The sequence below is a fragment of the Burkholderia sp. MSMB1826 genome (assembly GCF_001526325.1).
GTDB lineage: Bacteria > Pseudomonadota > Gammaproteobacteria > Burkholderiales > Burkholderiaceae > Burkholderia.
The window spans coordinates 261,898-282,535 of the sequence record NZ_LOYN01000032.1; the positions used below are offsets into that span (position 1 = coordinate 261,898).

The window sequence follows — 20,638 nt, forward strand, 5'->3', positions numbered from 1 at the left end:
CACAACGACCCCGCATACCCATGGCACAGACGCTCTACGACAAACTGTGGAACACCCACGTGGTCCACACCGAGGAAGACGGCACGACCCTGCTCTACATCGACCGTCAGCTGCTGCATGAAGTCACGAGCCCGCAGGCATTCGAAGGGCTGAAGATCGCGCAGCGTCCGGTGTGGCGCATCAGCGCGAACCTGGCCGTGTCGGACCACAACGTGCCGACGACGGACCGCAGCCACGGCATCGCCGATCCCGTCTCGAAGCTGCAGGTCGACACGCTCGACGCGAACTGCGACGCCTTCGGCATCACGCAATTCAAGATGAACGACGTGCGCCAGGGCATCGTCCACATCATCGGGCCGGAGCAGGGCGCGACGCTGCCGGGCATGACGATCGTGTGCGGCGATTCGCATACGTCGACGCACGGCGCGTTCGGCGCGCTCGCGCACGGCATCGGCACGTCGGAAGTCGAGCACGTGCTCGCGACGCAAACGCTCCTGCAGAAGAAGAGCAAGAACATGCTCGTGAAGGTCGAGGGCGCCCTGCCGCGCGGCTGTACCGCGAAGGACATCGTGCTCGCGATCATCGGCAAGATCGGCACCGCGGGCGGCACGGGCTATGCGATCGAATTCGGTGGCTCGACCATTCGCGCGCTGACGATGGAAGGCCGCATGACCGTCTGCAACATGGCGATCGAGGCCGGCGCGCGCGCGGGCATGGTCGCCGTCGACGATACGACGATCGATTACCTGAAGGGCCGTCCGTTCGTGCCGACCGGCGCGGAATGGGATCAGGCCGTCGAATACTGGCGCCAGTTCAAGTCGGACGAAGGCGCGCAGTTCGACCGCGTGGTCGAGCTGAACGCGGCTGAGATCGTCCCGCAGGTCACGTGGGGCACGTCGCCGGAAATGGTCACGTCGATCGACGGTCGCGTGCCCGATCCCGAGCGCGAAAAGGATCCGGTCAAGCGCGACGCGATGGAGCGCGCACTGGCCTACATGGCGCTCGAACCGAACACGCCGATCGAATCGATCAAGGTCGACAAGATCTTCATCGGCTCGTGCACGAACGCGCGGATCGAGGACATCCGCGCGGCCGCGTACGTCGTGAAGAAGCTGAACCGCCGCGTCGCACCGAACGTGCGGCTCGCGATGGTCGTGCCGGGCTCGGGCCTCGTGAAGGCGCAGGCCGAGCGCGAAGGGCTCGACAAGGTGTTCACCGATGCGGGCTTCGAATGGCGCGAGCCGGGCTGCTCGATGTGCCTCGCGATGAACGCCGACCGGCTCGAGCCGGGCGAGCGCTGCGCGTCGACGTCGAACCGCAACTTCGAAGGGCGGCAGGGCGCGGGCGGTCGCACGCATCTCGTGAGCCCTGCGATGGCGGCGGCCGCGGCGATCGAAGGTCACTTCGTCGACATTCGCCAGCTGGGGTGACGTATGACGGCATCGAAGCTCATCGCGCGGCTGGTTGCCGCGCTGGCGCTTGCGGGGCTGGGCGTCGGCCTGGCCGGCTGCAATACCGTCCGAGGCTTCGGCGAAGACGTCCATGCCGCCGGCAACGCGCTGCAGCGCGCCGCGGACTGACGCCACCCGAGAATTTGTCGATGGGCGCCGGCTGCGTGCCGGCCCTTCAACCGGATAGACGGATCATGGAAAAATTCACTGTACATACCGGCGTCGTGGCGCCGCTCGATCGCGAGAACGTCGACACCGACGCGATCATCCCGAAGCAGTTCCTGAAGTCGATCAAGCGCACGGGCTTCGGTCCGAACGCATTCGACGAATGGCGCTATCTCGATCACGGCGAGCCGGGCCAGGACAACTCGAAGCGTCCGCTGAACCCGGATTTCGTGCTGAACCAGCCGCGCTATCAGGGCGCATCGGTGCTGCTCGCACGCAAGAACTTCGGCTGCGGCAGCTCGCGCGAGCACGCGCCGTGGGCGCTGCAGCAGTACGGCTTCCGCGCGATCATCGCGCCGAGCTTCGCGGACATCTTCTTCAACAACTGCTACAAGAACGGTCTGCTGCCGATCGTGCTGACCGAGCAGCAGGTCGATCACCTGTTCAACGAGACGGTCGCGTTCAACGGCTATCAACTGACGATCGACCTCGACGCGCAGGTCGTGCGCGCGGCCGACGGCCGCGAGTATCCGTTCGAGATCGCCGCGTTCCGCAAGTACTGCCTGCTGAACGGCTTCGACGACATCGGCCTCACGCTGCGCTACGCGGACAAGATCCGCCAGTTCGAAGCGGAGCGGCTCGTGAAGCAGCCGTGGCTCAATACCAAGCTGGTCGGCTGATCGCGTTGCGGGCGCGCCGCGCGTGCGCTCGCCCGCCTGCTTTCCCAATACCCTACCCAGTCAGGAATTTCGCATGAAGATTGCAGTGCTGCCCGGCGACGGCATCGGTCCGGAAATCGTCAATGAAGCGGTGAAGGTGCTGAACGCACTCGACGAGAAGTTCGAACTCGAACAGGCGCCGGTCGGCGGCGCGGGCTACGAGGCGAGCGGCCATCCGCTGCCCGACGCGACGCTGGCGCTCGCGAAGCAGGCCGACGCGATCCTGTTCGGCGCGGTCGGCGACTGGAAGTACGACTCGCTGGAGCGCGCGCTGCGCCCCGAGCAGGCGATCCTCGGGCTGCGCAAGCACCTCGAACTGTTCGCGAACTTCCGCCCGGCGATCTGCTATCCGCAGCTCGTCGATGCGTCGCCGCTGAAGCCCGAGCTCGTCGCGGGCCTCGACATCCTGATCGTGCGCGAACTGAACGGCGACATCTACTTCGGCCAGCCGCGCGGCGTGCGTGCGGCGCCGGACGGCCCGTTCGCCGGCGAGCGCGAGGGCTTCGACACGATGCGCTATTCGGAGCCGGAAGTGCGCCGCATCGCGCACGTCGCGTTCCAGGCCGCGCAAAAGCGCGCGAAGAAGCTGCTGTCGGTCGACAAGTCGAACGTGCTGGAGACGTCGCAGTTCTGGCGCGACATCATGATCGACGTGTCGAAGGAGTACGCGGACGTCGAGCTGTCGCACATGTACGTCGACAACGCGGCGATGCAGCTCGCGAAGGCGCCGAAGCAGTTCGACGTGATCGTCACCGGCAACATGTTCGGCGACATCCTGTCGGATGAGGCGTCGATGCTGACGGGCTCGATCGGCATGCTGCCGTCGGCGTCGCTCGACAAGCACAACAAGGGCCTGTACGAGCCGTCGCACGGCTCGGCGCCGGACATCGCGGGCAAGGGCATCGCGAACCCGCTCGCAACGATCCTGTCGGCCGCGATGCTGCTGCGCTACTCGCTGAATCGCGCGGAGCAGGCCGATCGCATCGAGCGCGCGGTGAAAACGGTGCTCGAACAGGGTTACCGTACGGGCGACATCGCGACGCCGGGCTGCAAGCAGGTCGGCACGGCTGCGATGGGCGACGCGGTGGTCGCCGCGCTGTAAGCGCACGGAAGCGAAGTGCGGTAATTGATGTGAAAAAGGGCGCGAACGGGCCGTGAGAATCGGCCGGTTCGCGCGCGGTTGGCCGTTGTGCGGGCCACCGGCTTTGTGTAGACTCGAACGATGGCGCTGATTTCCCTGATCTCCCCGGTCCTGAAACTCCACGGCAACACTGCCCGTGCGGGTGCGCGCGCCATCGTCATCACGAAAACCATTACCACGAAAACGATCATTAAACGCTGATCGCCGTCGTGCCCGCCTGTTTCCCCGCGCGGTCACGCGGGGACGGAAATGGCGGGGAAGCTCCATTCAAGCAAAGGGTTAGTCATGAACGTAGGTCTCGTAGGTTGGCGCGGCATGGTCGGCAGCGTCCTGATGCAGCGCATGCAGGAAGAGGGCGATTTCGACCTGATCGAACCGGTGTTCTTCAGCACCAGCAACACGGGCGGCAAGGCGCCGTCGTTCGCGAAAAACGAGACCACGCTCAAGGACGCGACCAACGTCGACGAGCTGAAGAAGTGCGACGTGATCATCACGTGCCAGGGCGGCGACTACACGAACGACGTGTTCCCGAAGCTGCGCGCGGCCGGCTGGAACGGCTACTGGATCGACGCGGCATCGTCGCTGCGGATGAAGGACGACGCGGTCATCATTCTCGATCCGGTCAACCTCGACGTGATCAAGGACGCGCTCGTCAAGGGCACGAAGAACTTCATCGGCGGCAACTGCACGGTCAGCCTGATGCTGATGGCGCTCGGCGGCCTGTTCCGCGAGAACCTCGTCGACTGGATGACGGCGATGACGTACCAGGCCGCGTCGGGCGCGGGCGCGCAGAACATGCGCGAGCTGCTGTCGCAGATGGGCACGCTGAACGGCGCGGTGCAGGAACAGCTCGCCGATCCGGCTTCCGCGATCCTCGACATCGACCGCCGCGTGCTGGCCGCAATGAACAGCGATGCGATGCCGACGAGCCACTTCGGCGTGCCGCTCGCCGGTTCGCTGATTCCGTGGATCGACAAGGATCTCGGCAACGGGATGTCGAAGGAAGAGTGGAAGGGCGGCGCGGAAACCAACAAGATCCTCGGCAAGCCGGCGATGGGCGAGCCGGGTTCGATCCCGGTCGACGGCCTGTGCGTGCGGATCGGCGCGATGCGCTGCCATTCGCAGGCGCTGACGATCAAGCTGAAGAAGGACGTGCCGCTCGACGAGATCAACGGCATCCTCGCGTCGGCGAACGACTGGGTGAAGGTCGTGCCGAACGAGCGTGAAGCGTCGATGCGCGACCTGTCGCCGGCGAAGATCACCGGCACGCTGTCGGTGCCGGTCGGCCGCCTGCGCAAGCTCGCGATGGGCGGCGAATACCTGTCGGCGTTCACGGTCGGCGATCAACTGCTGTGGGGCGCGGCCGAGCCGCTGCGCCGCATGCTGCGCATCCTGCTCGACAAGTAAGCCCGCGCGCTGTCCGGCCCGCGGTCCGGGCTGCACGACACGACGCGCCGCGTCGGCCTCGAGATTCGGGGCCGGCGCGGCGCGTTTTTTCATGCGCGGTTCAGCGCAGGCTCAGCGCAGGTTCAGCAGCGTCTGATCGACGGCCTGCTGGGTCTTGATCGTCTGCGCATTCGCCTGGTAATTGCGTTGCGCGGTGATCAGGTGCACGAGCTCGTTCGTGAGGTTGACGTTCGAGTTTTCCAGCGCGCTGCCCTGCAGCGTGCCGTGGTTCGTGCTGCCCGGCGCGGAGATCTGCGGCACGCCCGACGCGGCGGTTTCCGCATACTGGTTGCCGCCGATGTTCACGAGCCCGTTCGGGTTGTTGAAGTTCGCGAGCGCGATCAGGCCGAGCACCGCGCTCTGGCCGTTCGAGTAGTTGCCGGTCAGCTTGCCGTCGGCGCCGATCGAGAACGTCGTCAGCGTGCCGCTCGCGAAGCCGTCCTGCGCAAGATGGGTCACGCCATCCTTGCCGCCGTACTGCGTCGTGCCGCCCAGATCGAGCGCCAGGTTCTGCGGATTGGCGCCGCCCGTCGTGTTCGGGATCGAGAACGCGAACTGGCCGAGGCTCGGCGTCGGCTGGCCGGTCGCGGCCGACGTCGTCGCGCTGATCCGGCCCGATGCGTCGAACGTGACGGTGCCGAGATGCGTCGGCGTCTGGCCCTGCACGCCCGCGTAGGCCTGCCACGTGCCGGCCGCGCTCTTCGCGAAGTACATCGTGACCGGTTGCGAGCCGCCGAGCGTGTCGTAGACCTGGATCGACGCGTTGTAGTTGTACGTCGTGTTGTCGGTTGCGTTGAACGGCGTCTTCGTCGGCACCTTGTCCTGCGCGTTCAGGTTGAACTGACCGGTGATCCTGGTCGTCGCGCGCGGCGCGAGGTTGCCGGTCGGCGCCTGCAGCGGCACCGTTTGCGCGGTGTCGATCGCGCCGCCGGCGCCTGCCGCATAGCCCATCAGGTTGCGGCCGTGCGCGTCGACGATCGCGCCGTTCTTGTCGCGGTGGAACGTGCCGTCACGCGAATACGTGGTCACGCCGTTGCTCGACATCTGGAAGAAGCCGTTGCCGTTGATCGCGACGTCGAGCGACGACTTCGTCGAATCGATCGTCCCCTGGCCGAAATTCTGCTGCACCGACGCGAGCCGCGTGCCGATGCCGATCTGTGTATTGACCGACGTCGCGACCGAATTCGCGTACATGTCGGCGAAATTCGCGCGCCCCTGTTTGAAGCCGACCGTGTTCGCGTTCGCGATGTTGTTGCCGATCACGTCGAGATGGCTCGACGCACCGGCCAACCCGCTCAAACCCTGCTGATAGCCCATGTTCGGTCCCCGTAACGAGCTGGTGAGTGAATGCAGTCGTGCGACTGCGCGATGACCTTCCGGTACTTCACGGCAGCAGCCTGGCCGAGCGGGCTCCCGCCTTTCCGGCATGGGCAGGCGCTAGGCCGGAATGCGCCGATTCCTGTTTAGGGGCGATCGTATCGACGGTAATTAATTGATCTGTGTAATTTTGTGTAATGAAATTGAATTCATGTGAAAGTCACCGCTTTCATATGCGCGGTGGGGCATGCGGAAGGCGCTGAAAGCCTTGTGGGGTGGTGCTTCGGTAGTGTGGATATTCATTTCTTCGATAAGAGCGGGAAATTGCCTTCTTATTGAAGAATTGGGCGTGATTGGAGCGAGATTGGTCGCCGGTCGCGATTTATTCTGATTTTCGGCTGTCGATTCATTAACCGCGGCCGGGGCGGATCGTCGGGGGGACGTTGGCGTTTCTGTCGCCGCGATCCTGCGGCGTACACGAGGCGAACACGCGGTGAACGTCAGAAAGCAGCCATTCGAACGGTGGGGCGATGCCGCTGCGAGACGGTTTTCGACTGCGCGCGCAGGTTGGCTTCGATCGATCGGATGCACGGGCCGAGGCAGGCGGACCCGCGCGACACGCGCGCCCGCCCGCAGCCGTTGCATCGACGGACGACGAATTCGGCCGGAACCCGATCGTGTGAAGTAAACTACGCGGTTACGACGCACAGACCCGCCGAAAGCGTCGCGTTCCGCGCGACGCTTTTGCATTTCTGCAGCCACTTTATTGACGCTTCCAACCGCGAATCCGAGCCGCGCCCGCGCGCGGCGATAGAGCCAACGATGTCCCGAATTTCCTTGTTTCCGCGTCAGTCCCGTCTGTCGCGCGCCGTGCGTGGCGCGCTGGCGATCCTGGCGCTCGGCGCAGCCGCATCGGCATGGGCAGTCGGCACCGGCGAACTGCCGGCGTCCGCCGCCGGCGGCGCCGCTCCGCTTACCGTGACGGTCCAGCCGGGCCAGTCGCTGAACGACATCGCGAAAGCGGCCACGCAATCGCACGATCCGGCCGTGCTCGCGCGCGCGGGCCGCGCGCTGTTCGACGCCAATCCGCAGGCGTTCATGAAGCGCGACGCGAGCCGCCTGAAAGTCGGTGCGACGTTGACCTTGCCCCCGCTCGACGCCACCGGCGCGGCGCTCGTGCCGGCCGGCGCGTCCGCTGCGTCCGCCGCGTCCGGTACGGCGGCCGCTTCCGCACCCGCCGCCGCATCGGGCGGCGCGGCGAACGCGCAGCACGGCGCATCCGCGCCGCATCCCGGCTCGACCGCGCAGCCCGCGCCGATGGCGCCGGCCGTGCATGCAGCTCCGGTGAGCGGGGCGAGTGCCGCGACGGCGACGGCGGCGGGGGCGTCGGCTTCGAGCGGTGCTTCGGCTTCGAGCGGGGCGTCGGCCGCCCGTGGCGCGTCGGCCGTCGACGGCATTCAGGCGGCGGCGCCCACCGTCGGTGCAAGCGGTCCGCATGTATGGAGCGGTGCGATCCAGTCGGCGCCGTCGTCCGCGAGCGAGGCCGCGGCGCCGTCGGTGCCGGGCAGCCCGGTCTTCGGCGTGCATGAACCGGCCGCACCCGCCGTGGGTGCGTCGCAGCCGCGGCCGTCGAGCCTGCAGCAATTGCTGGCATTGAAGAATCGCGTGCTGATGGAATTGCAGAAGCACGGCATCGGCAAACCGGCAACGACGACCGGCGTTGCGCCTGCGCCCGCTTCGGCGCCCGCCGCGCCGCGTGCGGCCGCGAATGACGCCGGTGCGTCGGCCGCTGCATCGACGGCAGGCGAAGCCGCGTCGGATGCGGCAGCCAGTGCGCCGCAACCGGCATCGGCTCCGGTACGACCGGCCGCTCCCGTCGCGACGCCTGCACGTCGTACCGAGCAGATGGACTGGCGCCCGGCCGCCGTGGCCGGCGCCGCCGTGATCGTGCTCGCGGCCGGCTTCGCATGGCGCAAGCGCCGCAAGGGTCGCCGTCCGGACGATGCGGGGACGGCTGCGGTTGCAGCAGGCGGTGCCGCGGTTGCAGAAGCGGAAGCCGCGCCGTCCGTCGAACGCGAACTGCGGATCACGCCCGAGATGCCGGTCGCACTCGATGCGGCGTCCGACATGAATCTCGCCGCGGCGACTGCCGCTGCGGCGGAGACGGTCGAGCCGCCCGCCGCGGACGCATCGTCCGCGCCCGACATGACGGCACCGCGCGACGAGTCGCCTGAATCTCCGCTTGCGCACGCTGCGGTGCCGGCCGAGGCTTCGCACGATAAGGAGCCGGCCGAAAAAGCCGCTGCCGCCGACGAGCCGGCCCAGCAGAGCGAGCCCGCCGAGCCGACCTCCACATCCGCCGCACCTTCGACGACCGAAGCGCAGCATGCGACGCTGATGCAGAACGCGATCAGCGCGCTCAACAGTCTCGACATGCCGTTGCCGCCGCGGGCAGCAGGCGAACCGTCGTCGACGGCAGGCGAACCGTCTGCGCGGGCGGCGCAGACCGAAGCCGATAAAATCGCAACTAACGGTCAAGCCGCCGAGCGCCCGTCGATGGGTTCGAGCGAAACGGCACCGGGACATCCGGCCGACCAGGAAGACGACCTCGACTGGGATCCGGATGCGGCGACGCCTGCCGGCCACGCGGGCAGCCCGCCCGCGACGTCGTCGCTGCCGCCGCTCGGCGGCGCGCAGTTCGGCGCGCTGAAGCTCGACTTCGATCTCGACCTGCCGGCCACGCCGGGCGCCGCGCTGCCTGCGCTGACCCCGGACGAGCTCGCGCGCATCGCCCGCAACAAGCTGGACCTCGCGGCCGAATACGTCGAACTGGGCGACTTGTCCGGCGCGCGGACGCTGCTGCAGGAAGTGGTCGACGCGAACGACGCCGCGACGCGCGACGACGCACGCGCGCTGCTCGCGAAACTGGCGGACGAGGCGTGATGCGGATCGCGCTGGGCATCCAGTACGACGGCGCGGCGTTCTGCGGCTGGCAGGCGCAGCCGCACGGCAAGACCGTGCAGGACCGGCTCGAGCATGCGCTGGCCGAGTTCGCGCGGGTGCCGCTGCACACGACGGTTGCGGGGCGCACCGACACCGGCGTGCACGGGCTCGGGCAAGTCGTGCATTTCGACACCGACCTCGAGCGCGAAGCGTTCTCGTGGGTGCGCGGCACCAACGCGTTCCTGCCGCCGACCGTGTCGGTGCAGTGGGCGAAGCCGATGCCGGACACGTTCCACGCGCGTTTCTCGGCGTTCGAGCGCACTTACTACTACGCGCTGTACGTGCACCCCGTGCGCTCGCCGATGCTGGCCGGCCGTGCGGGCTGGATCCACACGCCGCTCGACGACGACGCGATGCGCGCCGCCGCCGCGCACCTGATCGGCGAGCACGACTTTTCGTCGTTCCGGTCGTCGGAATGCCAGTCGAAGACGCCGGTCAAACACCTGTATCAGATCGACGTGCGGCGCGCGGGGCATTTCATTCATTTCCGCTTCCGCGCGAACGCGTTCCTGCATCACATGGTGCGCAACCTGATGGGCTGCCTCGTCGCGGTCGGGCGCGGCCGCTACCCGGCCGACTGGCTCGCCGACGTGCTGGCCGGGCGCGACCGCAACCTCGCGGCGCCCACGTTCATGGCCGACGGGCTGTACCTTGCCCACGTCGGCTACCCGGCGGAATTCGCCGTCCCGCCCGCGCAGCTCGGCAGCGTGCCGTGGAGCAGCGTCTGGGCCGATCTGGACCCACTATCATGACGGATCACGACGTGTCTTCTTCGAATTCCGCCGCGGCGGGCCTGCCGCCGCGCACGCGCATCAAGCTGTGCGGGCTGTCGCGCCGAGAGGACGTGCTGCACGCGGCGGCGCTCGGTGCCGATGCGATCGGTCTCGTGTTCTACCCGAAAAGCCCGCGTGCCGTGACGATCGCGCAGGCGGCCGAGCTGGCGAGTCTCGCGCCGCCGTTCGTGTCGGTGGTCGGGCTGTTCGTGAATGCGACCGAAGCCGAGATCGAGGCCGTCGTGCGCGACGTGCCGCTCACGGTGCTGCAGTTCCACGGCGACGAGACGCCGGAGCAGTGCGATGCGCTCGGCCGCGCGGCGCGCCTGCCGTGGCTGCGCGCGGTGCGCGTCGGCCCCTCGACGCAGCCGTCCGATTTGGTAGAATCGGCTCTTCATTATTCGAAAGCGCGCGGCCTCCTGTTCGACACCCTGGTGCCGGATTACGGCGGTAGCGGCAAGGTCTTCGATTGGTCTCTTATTCCCGCAGAGCTCGCGCGTCGGGCCGTTTTGAGTGGTGGCTTGAACGCGCAAAACGTCGGTGATGCGATCCGCCAGTTGCGTCCGTTCGCTGTCGATGTCTCGAGTGGCATCGAAGTGGAGGGCGCGAAGGGCGTGAAGGATCACGCCCGGATGGCGGCGTTCGTGCGCGCGGTGCGCGAAGCGGACGCCGGATGACGCAAGCCGGTGCGGTCCGACAAGCGGGCGCACCGACCGATCGAGAGAGACACCATGTACAACCTTCCCGATGATCGCGGCCATTTCGGCCCGTATGGCGGCGTGTTCGTCGCCGAGACGCTGATTCACGCGCTGGACGAACTGCGCGCGGCGTATGAAAAGTTCCAGAACGATCCCGACTTCGTCGCCGAATTCGAGCGCGAGCTGAAGTATTTCGTCGGCCGCCCGTCGCCGATCTATCACGCGCAGCGCTGGAGCGAGATGCTCGGCGGCGCGCAGATCTACCTGAAGCGCGAAGACCTGAACCACACCGGTGCGCACAAGATCAACAACGTGATCGGCCAGGCGCTGCTCGCGAAGCGCATGGGCAAGAAGCGCGTGATCGCGGAAACCGGCGCGGGCCAGCACGGCGTCGCGACCGCGACGATCTGCGCGCGCTTCGGGATGGAGTGCGTGGTCTACATGGGCGCGGAGGACGTGCGCCGGCAGGCCGCGAACGTCTACCGGATGAAGCTGCTCGGCGCGACGGTCGTGCCGGTCGAATCGGGTTCGCGCACGCTGAAGGACGCGCTGAACGAAGCGATGCGCGACTGGGTCACGAACATCGAAAGCACGTTCTACATCATCGGCACGGTCGCGGGCCCGCACCCGTACCCGATGATGGTGCGCGACTTCCAGCGCGTGATCGGCGACGAGTGCAAGGTGCAGATGCCCGAGCTCGCGGGCCGGCAGCCGGACGCGGTGATCGCGTGCGTCGGCGGCGGGTCGAACGCGATGGGCATCTTCTATCCGTACATCGACGATCGATCGGTGCAGCTGATCGGCGTCGAAGCGGCCGGCGACGGCATCGACACGGGGCATCACGCGGCATCGCTGATCGCCGGCAGCCCGGGCGTGCTGCACGGCAACCGCACGTATCTGCTGCAGGACGACAACGGCCAGATCATCGAGACGCATTCGGTGTCGGCGGGCCTCGACTATCCGGGCGTCGGCCCCGAACACGCGTGGCTGAAGGACAGCGGCCGCGCGCAGTACGTGCCGATCACCGACGACGAGGCGCTGAAGGCATTCCACGACTGCTGCCGGATCGAGGGGATCATCCCCGCGCTCGAGTCGAGCCACGCGATCGCGTATGGCGTGAAGCTCGCGCCGACGTTGCCGAAGGACAAGATCCTGCTCGTCAACCTGTCGGGCCGCGGCGACAAGGACATGCACACGGTCGCCGAGCGATCGGGCATCGAGCTCTGACCCCGACCGATGCGTGACCTGATCGAAGAGCCGGGCGGCGGCGCCGCGAGCGAGGCGGAGGCGGTTCAGCCCGCCGCTGTCGTGCCGCGCGTGCTGCCGCACGGTATCGAGCTGCACAACCGCGATTTCCTGACCGATGCCGCGCACTTGCCGGATGCGTCGATCGACCTGATCGTCGCCGATCCGCCGTACGGGCTCGGCAAGGACTACGGCAACGACTCGGACAAGCGTTCGGGCGACGATTTCCTCGCGTGGACGCGCGAGTGGCTCGAGCTCGCGATTCCGAAGCTGAAGCCGAGCGGGTCGATGTACATCTTCTGCACGTGGCAGTACGCGCCGGAAATCTTCAGTTTCCTGAAGACGCAGCTCACGATGGTCAACGAGATCATCTGGGACCGGCGCGTGCCGAGCATGGGCGGCACGACGCGCCGTTTCACGTCGGTGCACGACAACATCGGCTTTTTCGCGGTTTCCAAAGCGTATTACTTCGATCTCGATCCGGTCCGCATCCCGTACGACGCCGACACGAAGAAGGCCCGCTCGCGCAAGCTGTTCGAAGGCAGCAAGTGGCTGGAGATGGGTTACAACCCGAAGGACGTCTGGTCGGTCTCGCGCCTGCACCGGCAGCACGCGGAGCGCGTTGATCATCCGACCCAGAAGCCGCTGGAAATCATCGAGCGGATGGTGCTCGCGAGCTGCCCGCCGGGCGGCCGCGTGCTCGATCCGTTCATGGGCAGCGGCACGACCGCGGTGGCCTGCGCACGGCAGGGGCGCGACTTCGTCGGCTACGAGATCAACGAAAGCTATTGTGCGATTGCGCACGAGCGCGTGAGCGCGCTCGCCGCGCCGGCGTGCGCGTGAATCGCGCCGCCGAACGCATGCTTTGCATGGGATCGGAGTAAGCGCTGAAGCGCCAACTCCGATCGACACAAGGAAAATTGCCATGTCCCGTATTCAGCAGACCTTCGCCGCACTCGCCGAACAAGGCCGTAAGGGCCTGATCCCGTTCATCACCGCCGGCGACCCCGATCCGGCGAAAACCGTCGAATTCATGCACGCGCTCGCCGCGGGCGGCGCGGACGTGATCGAACTCGGCGTGCCGTTCTCGGACCCGATGGCCGACGGCCCGGTGATCCAGCGCTCGTCGGAGCGCGCGCTCGCGCGCGGCGTCACGTTGAAGAGCGTGCTCGCCGACGTGAAGCGTTTTCGCGAAACCGACCAGAAAACCCCCGTCGTGCTGATGGGCTATGCGAACCCGATCGAGCGGATGGGTGTCGACGCGTTCGCGGCCGAGGCGCACGCGGCCGGTGTCGACGGCGTGCTGGTGGTCGACTATCCGCCGGAAGAAGCGGGCGTGTTCGCCGAGAAAATGCGCGGCGCGCAGATCGATCCGATCTTCCTGCTCGCGCCCACGTCGACCGACGAACGCATCGCCGACGTCGGCAAGATCGCGAGCGGCTACGTGTATTACGTGTCGCTCAAGGGCGTGACCGGCGCCGGAAATCTGGATGTTTCGAGCATTGCAGGTAAAATCCCGGCCATCAAGTCGCGCGTGCCGGTTCCGGTGGGCGTCGGCTTCGGTATCCGCGACGCCGAAACGGCGCGCGCGGTGGCCGAAGTGTCGGACGCCGTCGTGATCGGCAGCCGCCTGGTGCAGCTGCTCGAAAGCGCCGCGCCGGAAGGCGCCGCCGCCGCGCTGAAGGCGTTCATCGCCGAGCTGCGCGCCGCGCTGGACGGCGCCGCCAAGGCAGCGCGATAAACACAACACAGGAAGCGGGAACGAGCCGATCGGCCCGCCCCGCCACGGAACAGGAAACCATACGATGAGCTGGCTCGACAAACTGTTGCCGCCGAAGATCAAGCAGACCGACCCGAAAAGCCGCAAGGGCATTCCGGAAGGCCTGTGGGTCAAGTGCCCGTCCTGCGAGGCCGTTCTCTATCGCAACGACGTGGACGCGAACCTGCACGTGTGCCCGAAGTGCGATCACCACATGCGCATCGGCGCGCGCGAGCGTCTCGACGGGCTGCTCGATCCGGAAGGCCGCTACGAGATCGGCCAGGAAATCGTGCCGGTCGACTCGCTGAAGTTCAAGGACAGCCGCAAGTACCCCGATCGTCTGAAGGAAGCGATGGACGAAACCGGCGAGACCGACGCGATGGTCGTGATGGGCGGCGCGATCCACACGCTGCCGGTCGTGGCTGCCTGCTTCGAGTTCTCGTTCATGGGCGGCTCGATGGGGTCGGTCGTCGGCGAGCGCTTCGCGCGCGGCGCGCAGAATGCGCTGGAACAGCACGTGCCGTTCATCTGCTTCACCGCATCGGGCGGCGCACGGATGCAGGAAAGCCTGCTGTCGCTGATGCAGATGGCCAAGACCACCGCGATGCTGACCAAGCTGGCCGAGGCCAAGCTGCCGTTCATCTCGGTGCTGACCGACCCGACGATGGGCGGCGTGTCGGCGAGCTTCGCGTTCCTCGGCGACGTCGTGATCGCCGAGCCGAAGGCGCTGATCGGCTTCGCCGGTCCGCGCGTGATCGAGCAGACGGTCCGCGAGAAGCTGCCGGAAGGCTTCCAGCGTGCCGAATTCCTGTTGAAGACCGGCGCGATCGACATGATCGTCGACCGGCGCAAGATGCGCGACGAGATCGCGCAATTGCTCGCGCTGCTGCAGCGACAGCCGGCCGACGCGCTGGCTTGACCGGCGCAAGGTTGTGACTCTGCGCGTCGCCTGGCTCGAGCGTCAGGCGGCGCGCTTCGTTTTTTGGCGTAGTGGCGGTACCGATCCAGATTTGATCCGATGAGCACTTTTCCCACTCTCGACGCGTGGCTTTCGCATCTCGAACGCGCGCACCCGGTCGGCATCGACATGGGCCTCACCCGCATCGGGCAGGTCAAGGCGGCGCTGCAGCTCGAATTCGCATGCCCGGTGATCACCGTCGGCGGCACGAACGGCAAGGGCTCGACCTGCGCATTCCTCGAGACGATTCTCGTGCGCGCGGGCTACAAGGTCGGTTGCCACACGTCGCCGCACCTGCTCGAATTCAACGAGCGCGCCCGCGTGAACGGGCACAACGTGACCGACGACGAACTGCTGCCGCATTTCGAGGCCGTCGAAGCCGCGCGCACGTCGTTGGCGGAGCCCGTGTCGCTCACGTATTTCGAATTCACGACGCTCGCGATTCTCCATCTGTTCGCGTCGCGCGGGCTGGACGCGGTGATTCTCGAAGTCGGCCTCGGCGGCCGGCTCGATGCGGTCAACATCATCGATACCGATTGCGCGATCGTCACGAGCATCGACATCGACCACACCGAATACCTCGGCGACACGCGCGAGAAGATCGCGTTCGAGAAGGCCGGGATCTTCCGCGCGGGCAAGCCGGCGATCTGCGGCGATCCGGCCGCGCCGCAGACGCTGATCGACCACGCCGAAGCGATCGGCGCGGATCTGTGGCTGGTCGGCCGCGATTTTCGCTACGAAGCGCAGGCGGGCGCCGAACGTCAGCAATGGAGCTACCTCGGCCGCGAGAAGCGCTATCCGGCGCTCGCGTATCCGGCGCTGCGCGGCGCGAATCAGCTGATCAACGCGTCGGCCGCGCTCGCCGCGCTCGAGGCGCTGCGCCCGGTGCTGCCGGTGTCCGCGCAGGACATCCGGCTCGGGCTGGCGAACGTCGAGCTGCCGGGGCGCTTCCAGGTGCTGCCCGGCAAGCCGGCGATCGTGCTCGACGTCGCGCACAATCCGCACGCGTCGGCCGTGCTCGAGCAGAACCTCGGCAACATGGGCTTCTTCCCGTACACGTACGCGGTGTTCGGCGCGATGCACGACAAGGACATCGACGGCGTGCTGCAGCATCTGAAGGGCGAGATCGACCACTGGTGCGTGACCGATCTGCCGCTGCCGCGCGCGGCCTCCGCGGAGCAGCTCGAAGCCGCGCTGCGCAAGGCCGGCGTGGCGGAGGGGCCCGATTCGAGCGTGACGCGTTACGCGTCGCCCGCGGAAGCGTTTCGCGATGCACTAAAAAGAGCATCCGAGAATGATAGAATCGTGGTTTTCGGCAGTTTCCATACGGTTGCCGGCGTGCTGGCCTACCGTAAATCGCAGCAACACTGACTGACGGGCAGTTTCGGACTCAGCCATTCATGGGAATTTTCTCGTTCGGCAAAAAAGACGACGACGCGCCCCCGCGGCGCGGCGGTCGTACCGGGGCCTCCCGGAACGTGCGCACGGAGCGCACTGAACGCGTCGAGCGACGCTCGCGCCGCACCGAGCGTCCGGAATCGGACGCACTGCTCCTCGATCCGACCCTTCCAGAAAAGCAACGCGCGCGCCGTCGCCTCGTCGGCGCGATCGCGCTCGTCGTGGCCGCGGTGATCGTACTGCCGATGGTGCTCGATTCGCACCCGAAGCCGGTCACCGACGACATCGCGATCGACATTCCGAACCGGCCCGCGCACCAGGCGGTCGCGCCGCGCGACGACGATGCGGCCGACGTGCAGGCGGGCGTCGCGCACGACGAACCGCCGGCCTCCGACACGGCCGTTGCGGCCGCACCGGCGCCCGCGCCAAAGGAGGCCGCCAAGCCGGTCGCGAAACCCGATACGACCACCACCGCGAGCGTGACGCCGCCGAAGCCCGCAGCGAAGCCGGCTGCTCCCGCACCGAAACCGGCCGCGCCGAAGCCTGCGCCCGCAACCGTTGCGAATGCCGACGCCGCCAGCCCGGACAGCGGCGACGCATCGTCGCCGGCATCGCCGGCCGGTGCGCGCTTCGCGGTGCAGCTCGGTTCGTTCAAGGATGACGCGACGGCCCGTTCGTGGGCGGCCAAGTTGAAAACGGCGGGCGTGCCCGCATATGTCGAGCATCGCAAGCAGGCGGATGGCAGCACGGCTACACTGTTGCGTGCCGGCCCGTTCGCGGATCGCTCGGCGGCCTCCGCCGCGATCGCGAAGGTGCGCGAAGCCGGTCTGACGCAGTAATGCCACGATGCTGACGGCTTTCGACTACGCTGTATTGGCGGTGATCGCGTTGTCGGCACTGCGCGGCGCGTGGCGCGGCTTCGTGTCCGAGATTTTCGGGCTGATCGGCTGGATCGCGGCGATCGTGATCGCGAGCCGCTACGTCGGGCTGGTCGTGCCGTATATCCCGGCGAACTGGCCGGGCGGCGCGCTGACGCAGTGGGTGATCGCCTTCGCGTTGCTCGTGATCGGCGTCGTGCTGGTCGCCGGCGTGGCGAACGCGCTGCTGTCGCGGATCGCGCAGGCGAGTGGCCTGGGCGGCGTCGACCGCTCGCTGGGCATGATGTTCGGGCTGGTGCGCGGCTGCGTGCTGGTGGTGCTGCTGGTCGCGGCGGCCGGGCTGACCGAACTGCCCAAACAGGATTTCTGGCGCAATGCGCTATTGCGTCCTTTTGCCGAACAGGGCGTGCACGAGCTGAAGCAGCTCCTGCCCGACGGCATGGCCCAGTACGTACGCGTGTGACGACGCGGCCGGGCAGGACGGAACCGATTTTGTCATCTTGAAGGACATGCCATGTGCGGCATCGTAGGTGTTATCTCCCAATCCCCGGTCAATCAGCTGATCTATGACAGCCTGCTGCTGCTGCAGCATCGCGGTCAGGACGCGGCGGGCATTGCGACGGCGGACGGCAGCAATTTCCACATGTACAAGGCGAACGGCATGGTGCGCGACGTGTTCCGCACGCGCAACATGCGCAGCCTGCCCGGCACCTACGGCATCGGCCAGGTGCGCTACCCGACGGCCGGCTCGGCGTCGAGCGAGGCCGAGGCGCAGCCGTTCTACGTGAACGCGCCGTTCGGGATCATCCTCGCGCACAACGGCAACCTGACGAACTGGCAGCAACTGAAGGACGAGATGTTCCGGATCGACCGCCGGCACATCAACACCAATTCCGACAGCGAAGTGCTGCTCAACGTGTTCGCGCACGAGCTGCAACTGTCGACCACGGGCCTCGAGCTCGATCCGGCGTCGGTGTTCAAGGCGGTGTCGGGCGTGCATCGCCGCCTGCAGGGTTCGTACGCGATCGTGTCGCTGATCGCCGGCTACGGCCTGCTCGCGTTCCGCGACCCGTACGGCATCCGTCCGCTGTGCATCGGCAAGCTCGAGACCGAACACGGCACCGAATGGATGGTCGCGTCGGAGTCGGTGGCGGTCGAAGGCATCGGTTTCGAATTCGTGCGCGACCTGGAGCCGGGCGAAGCGATCTTCATCGACAAGGCCGGCAACTTCCACAGCCAGCAGTGCGCGGAGAACCCGACGCTGAATCCGTGCATGTTCGAATACGTGTATCTCGCGCGTCCGGACTCGTGCCTCGACGGCGTGCCGGTCTACAACGTGCGCCTGCGCATGGGCGACTATCTCGCCGAGAAGATCAAGCGCGAGCTGCCGAACGTGCCGATCGACGTCGTGATGCCGATTCCCGATTCGTCGCGCCCGGCTGCGATGCAGGTCGCGGCGAAGCTCGGCGTCGAGTATCGCGAAGGCTTCTTCAAGAACCGCTACGTCGGCCGCACCTTCATCATGCCGGGGCAGGCCGTGCGCAAGAAGTCGGTGCGCCAGAAGCTCAACGCGATGAGCATCGAGTTCAAGGACAAGCACGTGCTGATCGTCGACGATTCGATCGTGCGCGGCACGACCTCGCACGAAATCGTGCAGATGGCGCGCGATGCGGGCGCGAAGTCGGTGATCTTCGCGTCGGCGGCGCCGCCCGTGAAGTTCCCGAACGTGTACGGCATCGACATGCCGACGCGTGGCGAGCTCGTCGCGCACGGCCGCACCGACGAAGAAGTCGCGAAGATCATCGGCGCCGACCACCTGATCTACCAGGACGTCGACGACCTGCGCCGCGCGGTGCGCGACATCAACCCGAAGCTCGAACGCTTCGAGGCGTCGTGCTTCGACGGCAACTACATCACGGGCGACGTGACGCCCGAGTATCTCGATGCGATCGAGCGCGCGCGCCTCACGCCGGCGTCGCAGGCCGATCGCGACACGGCCGGCGACACCGAGCGTTCGCAGATGAACCTGCAACTGTCGGTCGAGTAACGCCGGCGCACGCTTTTATCGAGGCGTGATAGGATGTGGCCTTGCGTCGATTTGATATCAGCTTGCGGACGCGGGGCAACTTCCCAAAACAGCTAAAGCGAAGGCCGGCGGCAGCCGGCCCGAGTCGATCGCTGTCGTACCGCACCGAAGCCCGCTGATGCCGACGCATAGCGGGCTTTTTGTTTTTGGCCTGGGTTTTGACCGGGTCCGCGCCGCATGCACGACCGTCGGCGCGGCCATCGAATACGGAAAACGGAACATGGACGACTCCCTCAACTTCGACACGCTTGCCGTGCGCGCGGGCACGCTGCGCAGCGACTTCAACGAACATTCGGAAGCGCTGTTCCTCACGTCGAGCTTCTGCTTCTCGAGCGCGGCCGACGCGGCCGAGCGCTTCGCGAATTCGGAAGACTATTTCACGTACTCGCGCTTCACGAACCCGACCGTCACCATGTTCCAGGAGCGTCTCGCCGCGCTCGAAGGCGGCGAGGCGTGCATCGCGACGGCGTCGGGCATGGCCGCGATCATGTCGGTCGTGATGTCCGCGCTGCAGGCGGGCGACCACCTCGTCAGCTCGCGCAGCCTGTTCGGCTCGACGCTCGGGATGTTCTCGCAGATCTTCAGCAAGTTCGGGATCACGACGACCTTCGTCGACCCGACCGACCTGAATGCGTGGCAGGAAGCCGTGCGGCCGGAAACGAAGATGTTCTTCCTCGAGACGCCGTCGAACCCGCTGACCGAGCTCGCCGACATCGAGGCGATCGGCAGGATCGCGAAGGCCGCGAACGCATTGTTCGTCGTCGACAACTGTTTCTGCAGCCCGGTGCTGCAGCAGCCGCTGAAGCTCGGCGCGGACGTCGTGATGCACTCGGCGACGAAATTCCTCGACGGGCAGGGCCGCGTGCTCGGCGGCGCGCTGGTCGGCTCGAAGGAATTCATCATGGGCAAGGTGTTCCCGTTCGTGCGCAGCGCGGGGCCGACGCTGTCGGCCTTCAACGCGTGGGTGCTGCTGAAGGGGATGGAGACGCTGTCGCTGCGCGTCGAAAAGCAGTCGGCGAACGCGCTGGAGATCGCGCGCTGGCTCGACGCGCATCCGGCCGTCGCGCGCGTGTTCTATCCGGGGCTCGAATCGCATCCGCAGCATGAACTCGCGAAGCGCCAGCAGAAGGCGGGCGGCGCGATCGTGTCGTTCGAGCTGAAGGGCGACACGCCCGAGCAGCAGCGCGCGAACGCATGGCGCGTGATCGACGGCACCCGGCTGGTGTCGATCACCGGCAACCTCGGCGACACGCGCACGACGATCACGCATCCGGCCACCACGACGCACGGCCGCATCACGCCGGAAGCGCGCGCGGCGGCGGGGATCACCGAAGGGCTGATCCGGCTCGCGGTCGGTCTCGAGCACGCGGGCGACATTCGCAACGATCTGGCGCGCGGTCTGGACGGCTGAGCGATACGGCCGAGGTTCGTTCGGCATCGATGAAACGGGCCGCTCGAAAGAGCGGCCCGTTGTCGTTGTGCGCCCAGCATGGGCGCACTCCTGCGGGTGCAAGTCCCGCCATAAGCTGGTCACAGCGAATGAAGTGAAGCGCAACTGCATGAGGGCGACCGAATGTGGAGAGGAAGCGTGGAGCGTAAAT

The 20,638-nt window shown here is 67.0% G+C and carries 19 protein-coding genes; 18 read left to right on the plus strand and 1 reads right to left on the minus strand.

Annotated features, from left to right (window positions below):
• Window positions 1–20 precede the first annotated feature (20 nt).
• The 6 genes from leuC to asd all read left to right on the plus strand — a co-directional run bounded on the left by leuC (window position 21) and on the right by asd (window position 4,883).
• Window positions 21–1,430, plus strand: a complete 1,410-nt coding sequence (gene leuC, locus WS95_RS21365; RefSeq protein ID WP_034205174.1) for a 3-isopropylmalate dehydratase large subunit — start codon at window positions 21–23, stop codon at window positions 1,428–1,430.
• Window positions 1,431–1,433: 3 nt separating this feature from the next.
• Window positions 1,434–1,580, plus strand: a complete 147-nt coding sequence (locus WS95_RS21370) for an entericidin A/B family lipoprotein (RefSeq protein WP_034205173.1) — start codon at window positions 1,434–1,436, stop codon at window positions 1,578–1,580.
• A gap of 65 nt (window positions 1,581–1,645) precedes the next feature.
• A complete protein-coding gene (gene leuD, locus WS95_RS21375; RefSeq protein WP_034205172.1) occupies window positions 1,646–2,296 on the plus strand; it encodes a 3-isopropylmalate dehydratase small subunit in 651 nt (216 codons plus the stop codon).
• 73 nt (window positions 2,297–2,369) lie between these two features.
• Entirely contained in the window at window positions 2,370–3,437 is a 1,068-nt protein-coding gene (gene leuB, locus WS95_RS21380; RefSeq protein ID WP_011548096.1) for a 3-isopropylmalate dehydrogenase, read from the plus strand.
• A 120-nt stretch (window positions 3,438–3,557) separates the two neighbouring features.
• Window positions 3,558–3,677 (plus strand): hypothetical protein, encoded by a 120-nt coding sequence (locus WS95_RS21385; protein WP_006756675.1) that lies wholly within the window; start codon window positions 3,558–3,560, stop codon window positions 3,675–3,677.
• An 84-nt stretch (window positions 3,678–3,761) separates the two neighbouring features.
• Window positions 3,762–4,883, plus strand: a complete 1,122-nt coding sequence (gene asd, locus WS95_RS21390) for an aspartate-semialdehyde dehydrogenase (protein ID WP_059783982.1) — start codon at window positions 3,762–3,764, stop codon at window positions 4,881–4,883.
• A 111-nt stretch (window positions 4,884–4,994) separates the two neighbouring features.
• Here the strand turns inward: asd and flgE are convergent, their stop codons facing one another.
• Window positions 4,995–6,239 carry a flagellar hook protein FlgE gene (gene flgE, locus WS95_RS21395; RefSeq protein WP_059825644.1) on the minus strand — a complete coding sequence of 415 codons (1,245 nt, stop codon included), beginning with the start codon at window positions 6,237–6,239 and terminating at the stop codon, window positions 4,995–4,997.
• Between the two features lie 822 nt (window positions 6,240–7,061).
• Between flgE and WS95_RS21400 the strand changes: the two genes are divergently transcribed.
• The 12 genes from WS95_RS21400 (at window position 7,062) to WS95_RS21455 (ending at window position 20,448) form a co-directional block, all read left to right on the plus strand.
• On the plus strand, window positions 7,062–9,182 hold the full coding sequence (locus WS95_RS21400; RefSeq protein ID WP_059825647.1) for a FimV/HubP family polar landmark protein: 2,121 nt from the start codon (window positions 7,062–7,064) through the stop codon (window positions 9,180–9,182).
• Window positions 9,182–9,994 (plus strand): tRNA pseudouridine(38-40) synthase TruA, encoded by an 813-nt coding sequence (gene truA, locus WS95_RS21405; RefSeq protein WP_034205167.1) that lies wholly within the window; start codon window positions 9,182–9,184, stop codon window positions 9,992–9,994. Before WS95_RS21400 ends, truA begins: the two co-directional genes overlap by 1 nt.
• Window positions 9,991–10,692, plus strand: coding sequence for a phosphoribosylanthranilate isomerase (locus WS95_RS21410; RefSeq protein WP_059825650.1), 702 nt, complete (start codon window positions 9,991–9,993; stop codon window positions 10,690–10,692). Before truA ends, WS95_RS21410 begins: the two co-directional genes overlap by 4 nt.
• Before the next feature lie 54 nt (window positions 10,693–10,746).
• A complete protein-coding gene (gene trpB, locus WS95_RS21415; protein ID WP_059501145.1) occupies window positions 10,747–11,940 on the plus strand; it encodes a tryptophan synthase subunit beta in 1,194 nt (397 codons plus the stop codon).
• Window positions 11,941–11,949: 9 nt separating this feature from the next.
• Window positions 11,950–12,801 (plus strand): DNA-methyltransferase, encoded by an 852-nt coding sequence (locus WS95_RS21420; protein WP_059783974.1) that lies wholly within the window; start codon window positions 11,950–11,952, stop codon window positions 12,799–12,801.
• A gap of 82 nt (window positions 12,802–12,883) precedes the next feature.
• Window positions 12,884–13,699, plus strand: coding sequence for a tryptophan synthase subunit alpha (gene trpA, locus WS95_RS21425; protein WP_034205163.1), 816 nt, complete (start codon window positions 12,884–12,886; stop codon window positions 13,697–13,699).
• A gap of 64 nt (window positions 13,700–13,763) precedes the next feature.
• Window positions 13,764–14,636, plus strand: coding sequence for an acetyl-CoA carboxylase, carboxyltransferase subunit beta (gene accD, locus WS95_RS21430; RefSeq protein WP_009691548.1), 873 nt, complete (start codon window positions 13,764–13,766; stop codon window positions 14,634–14,636).
• A gap of 99 nt (window positions 14,637–14,735) precedes the next feature.
• Window positions 14,736–16,046 carry a bifunctional tetrahydrofolate synthase/dihydrofolate synthase gene (gene folC, locus WS95_RS21435; protein ID WP_034205162.1) on the plus strand — a complete coding sequence of 437 codons (1,311 nt, stop codon included), beginning with the start codon at window positions 14,736–14,738 and terminating at the stop codon, window positions 16,044–16,046.
• A 29-nt stretch (window positions 16,047–16,075) separates the two neighbouring features.
• Window positions 16,076–16,912 (plus strand): SPOR domain-containing protein, encoded by an 837-nt coding sequence (locus WS95_RS21440; protein WP_059825652.1) that lies wholly within the window; start codon window positions 16,076–16,078, stop codon window positions 16,910–16,912.
• A gap of 7 nt (window positions 16,913–16,919) precedes the next feature.
• Window positions 16,920–17,414, plus strand: coding sequence for a CvpA family protein (locus WS95_RS21445; protein WP_034205160.1), 495 nt, complete (start codon window positions 16,920–16,922; stop codon window positions 17,412–17,414).
• A 51-nt stretch (window positions 17,415–17,465) separates the two neighbouring features.
• Entirely contained in the window at window positions 17,466–18,998 is a 1,533-nt protein-coding gene (gene purF / locus WS95_RS21450; RefSeq protein ID WP_034205159.1) for an amidophosphoribosyltransferase, read from the plus strand.
• Window positions 18,999–19,257: 259 nt separating this feature from the next.
• The gene (locus WS95_RS21455) at window positions 19,258–20,448 is read left to right on the plus strand and encodes an O-succinylhomoserine sulfhydrylase (protein WP_059783969.1); all 1,191 of its coding nucleotides are present in this window, start codon (window positions 19,258–19,260) and stop codon (window positions 20,446–20,448) included.
• The last annotated feature ends 190 nt before the right edge of the window (window positions 20,449–20,638 follow it).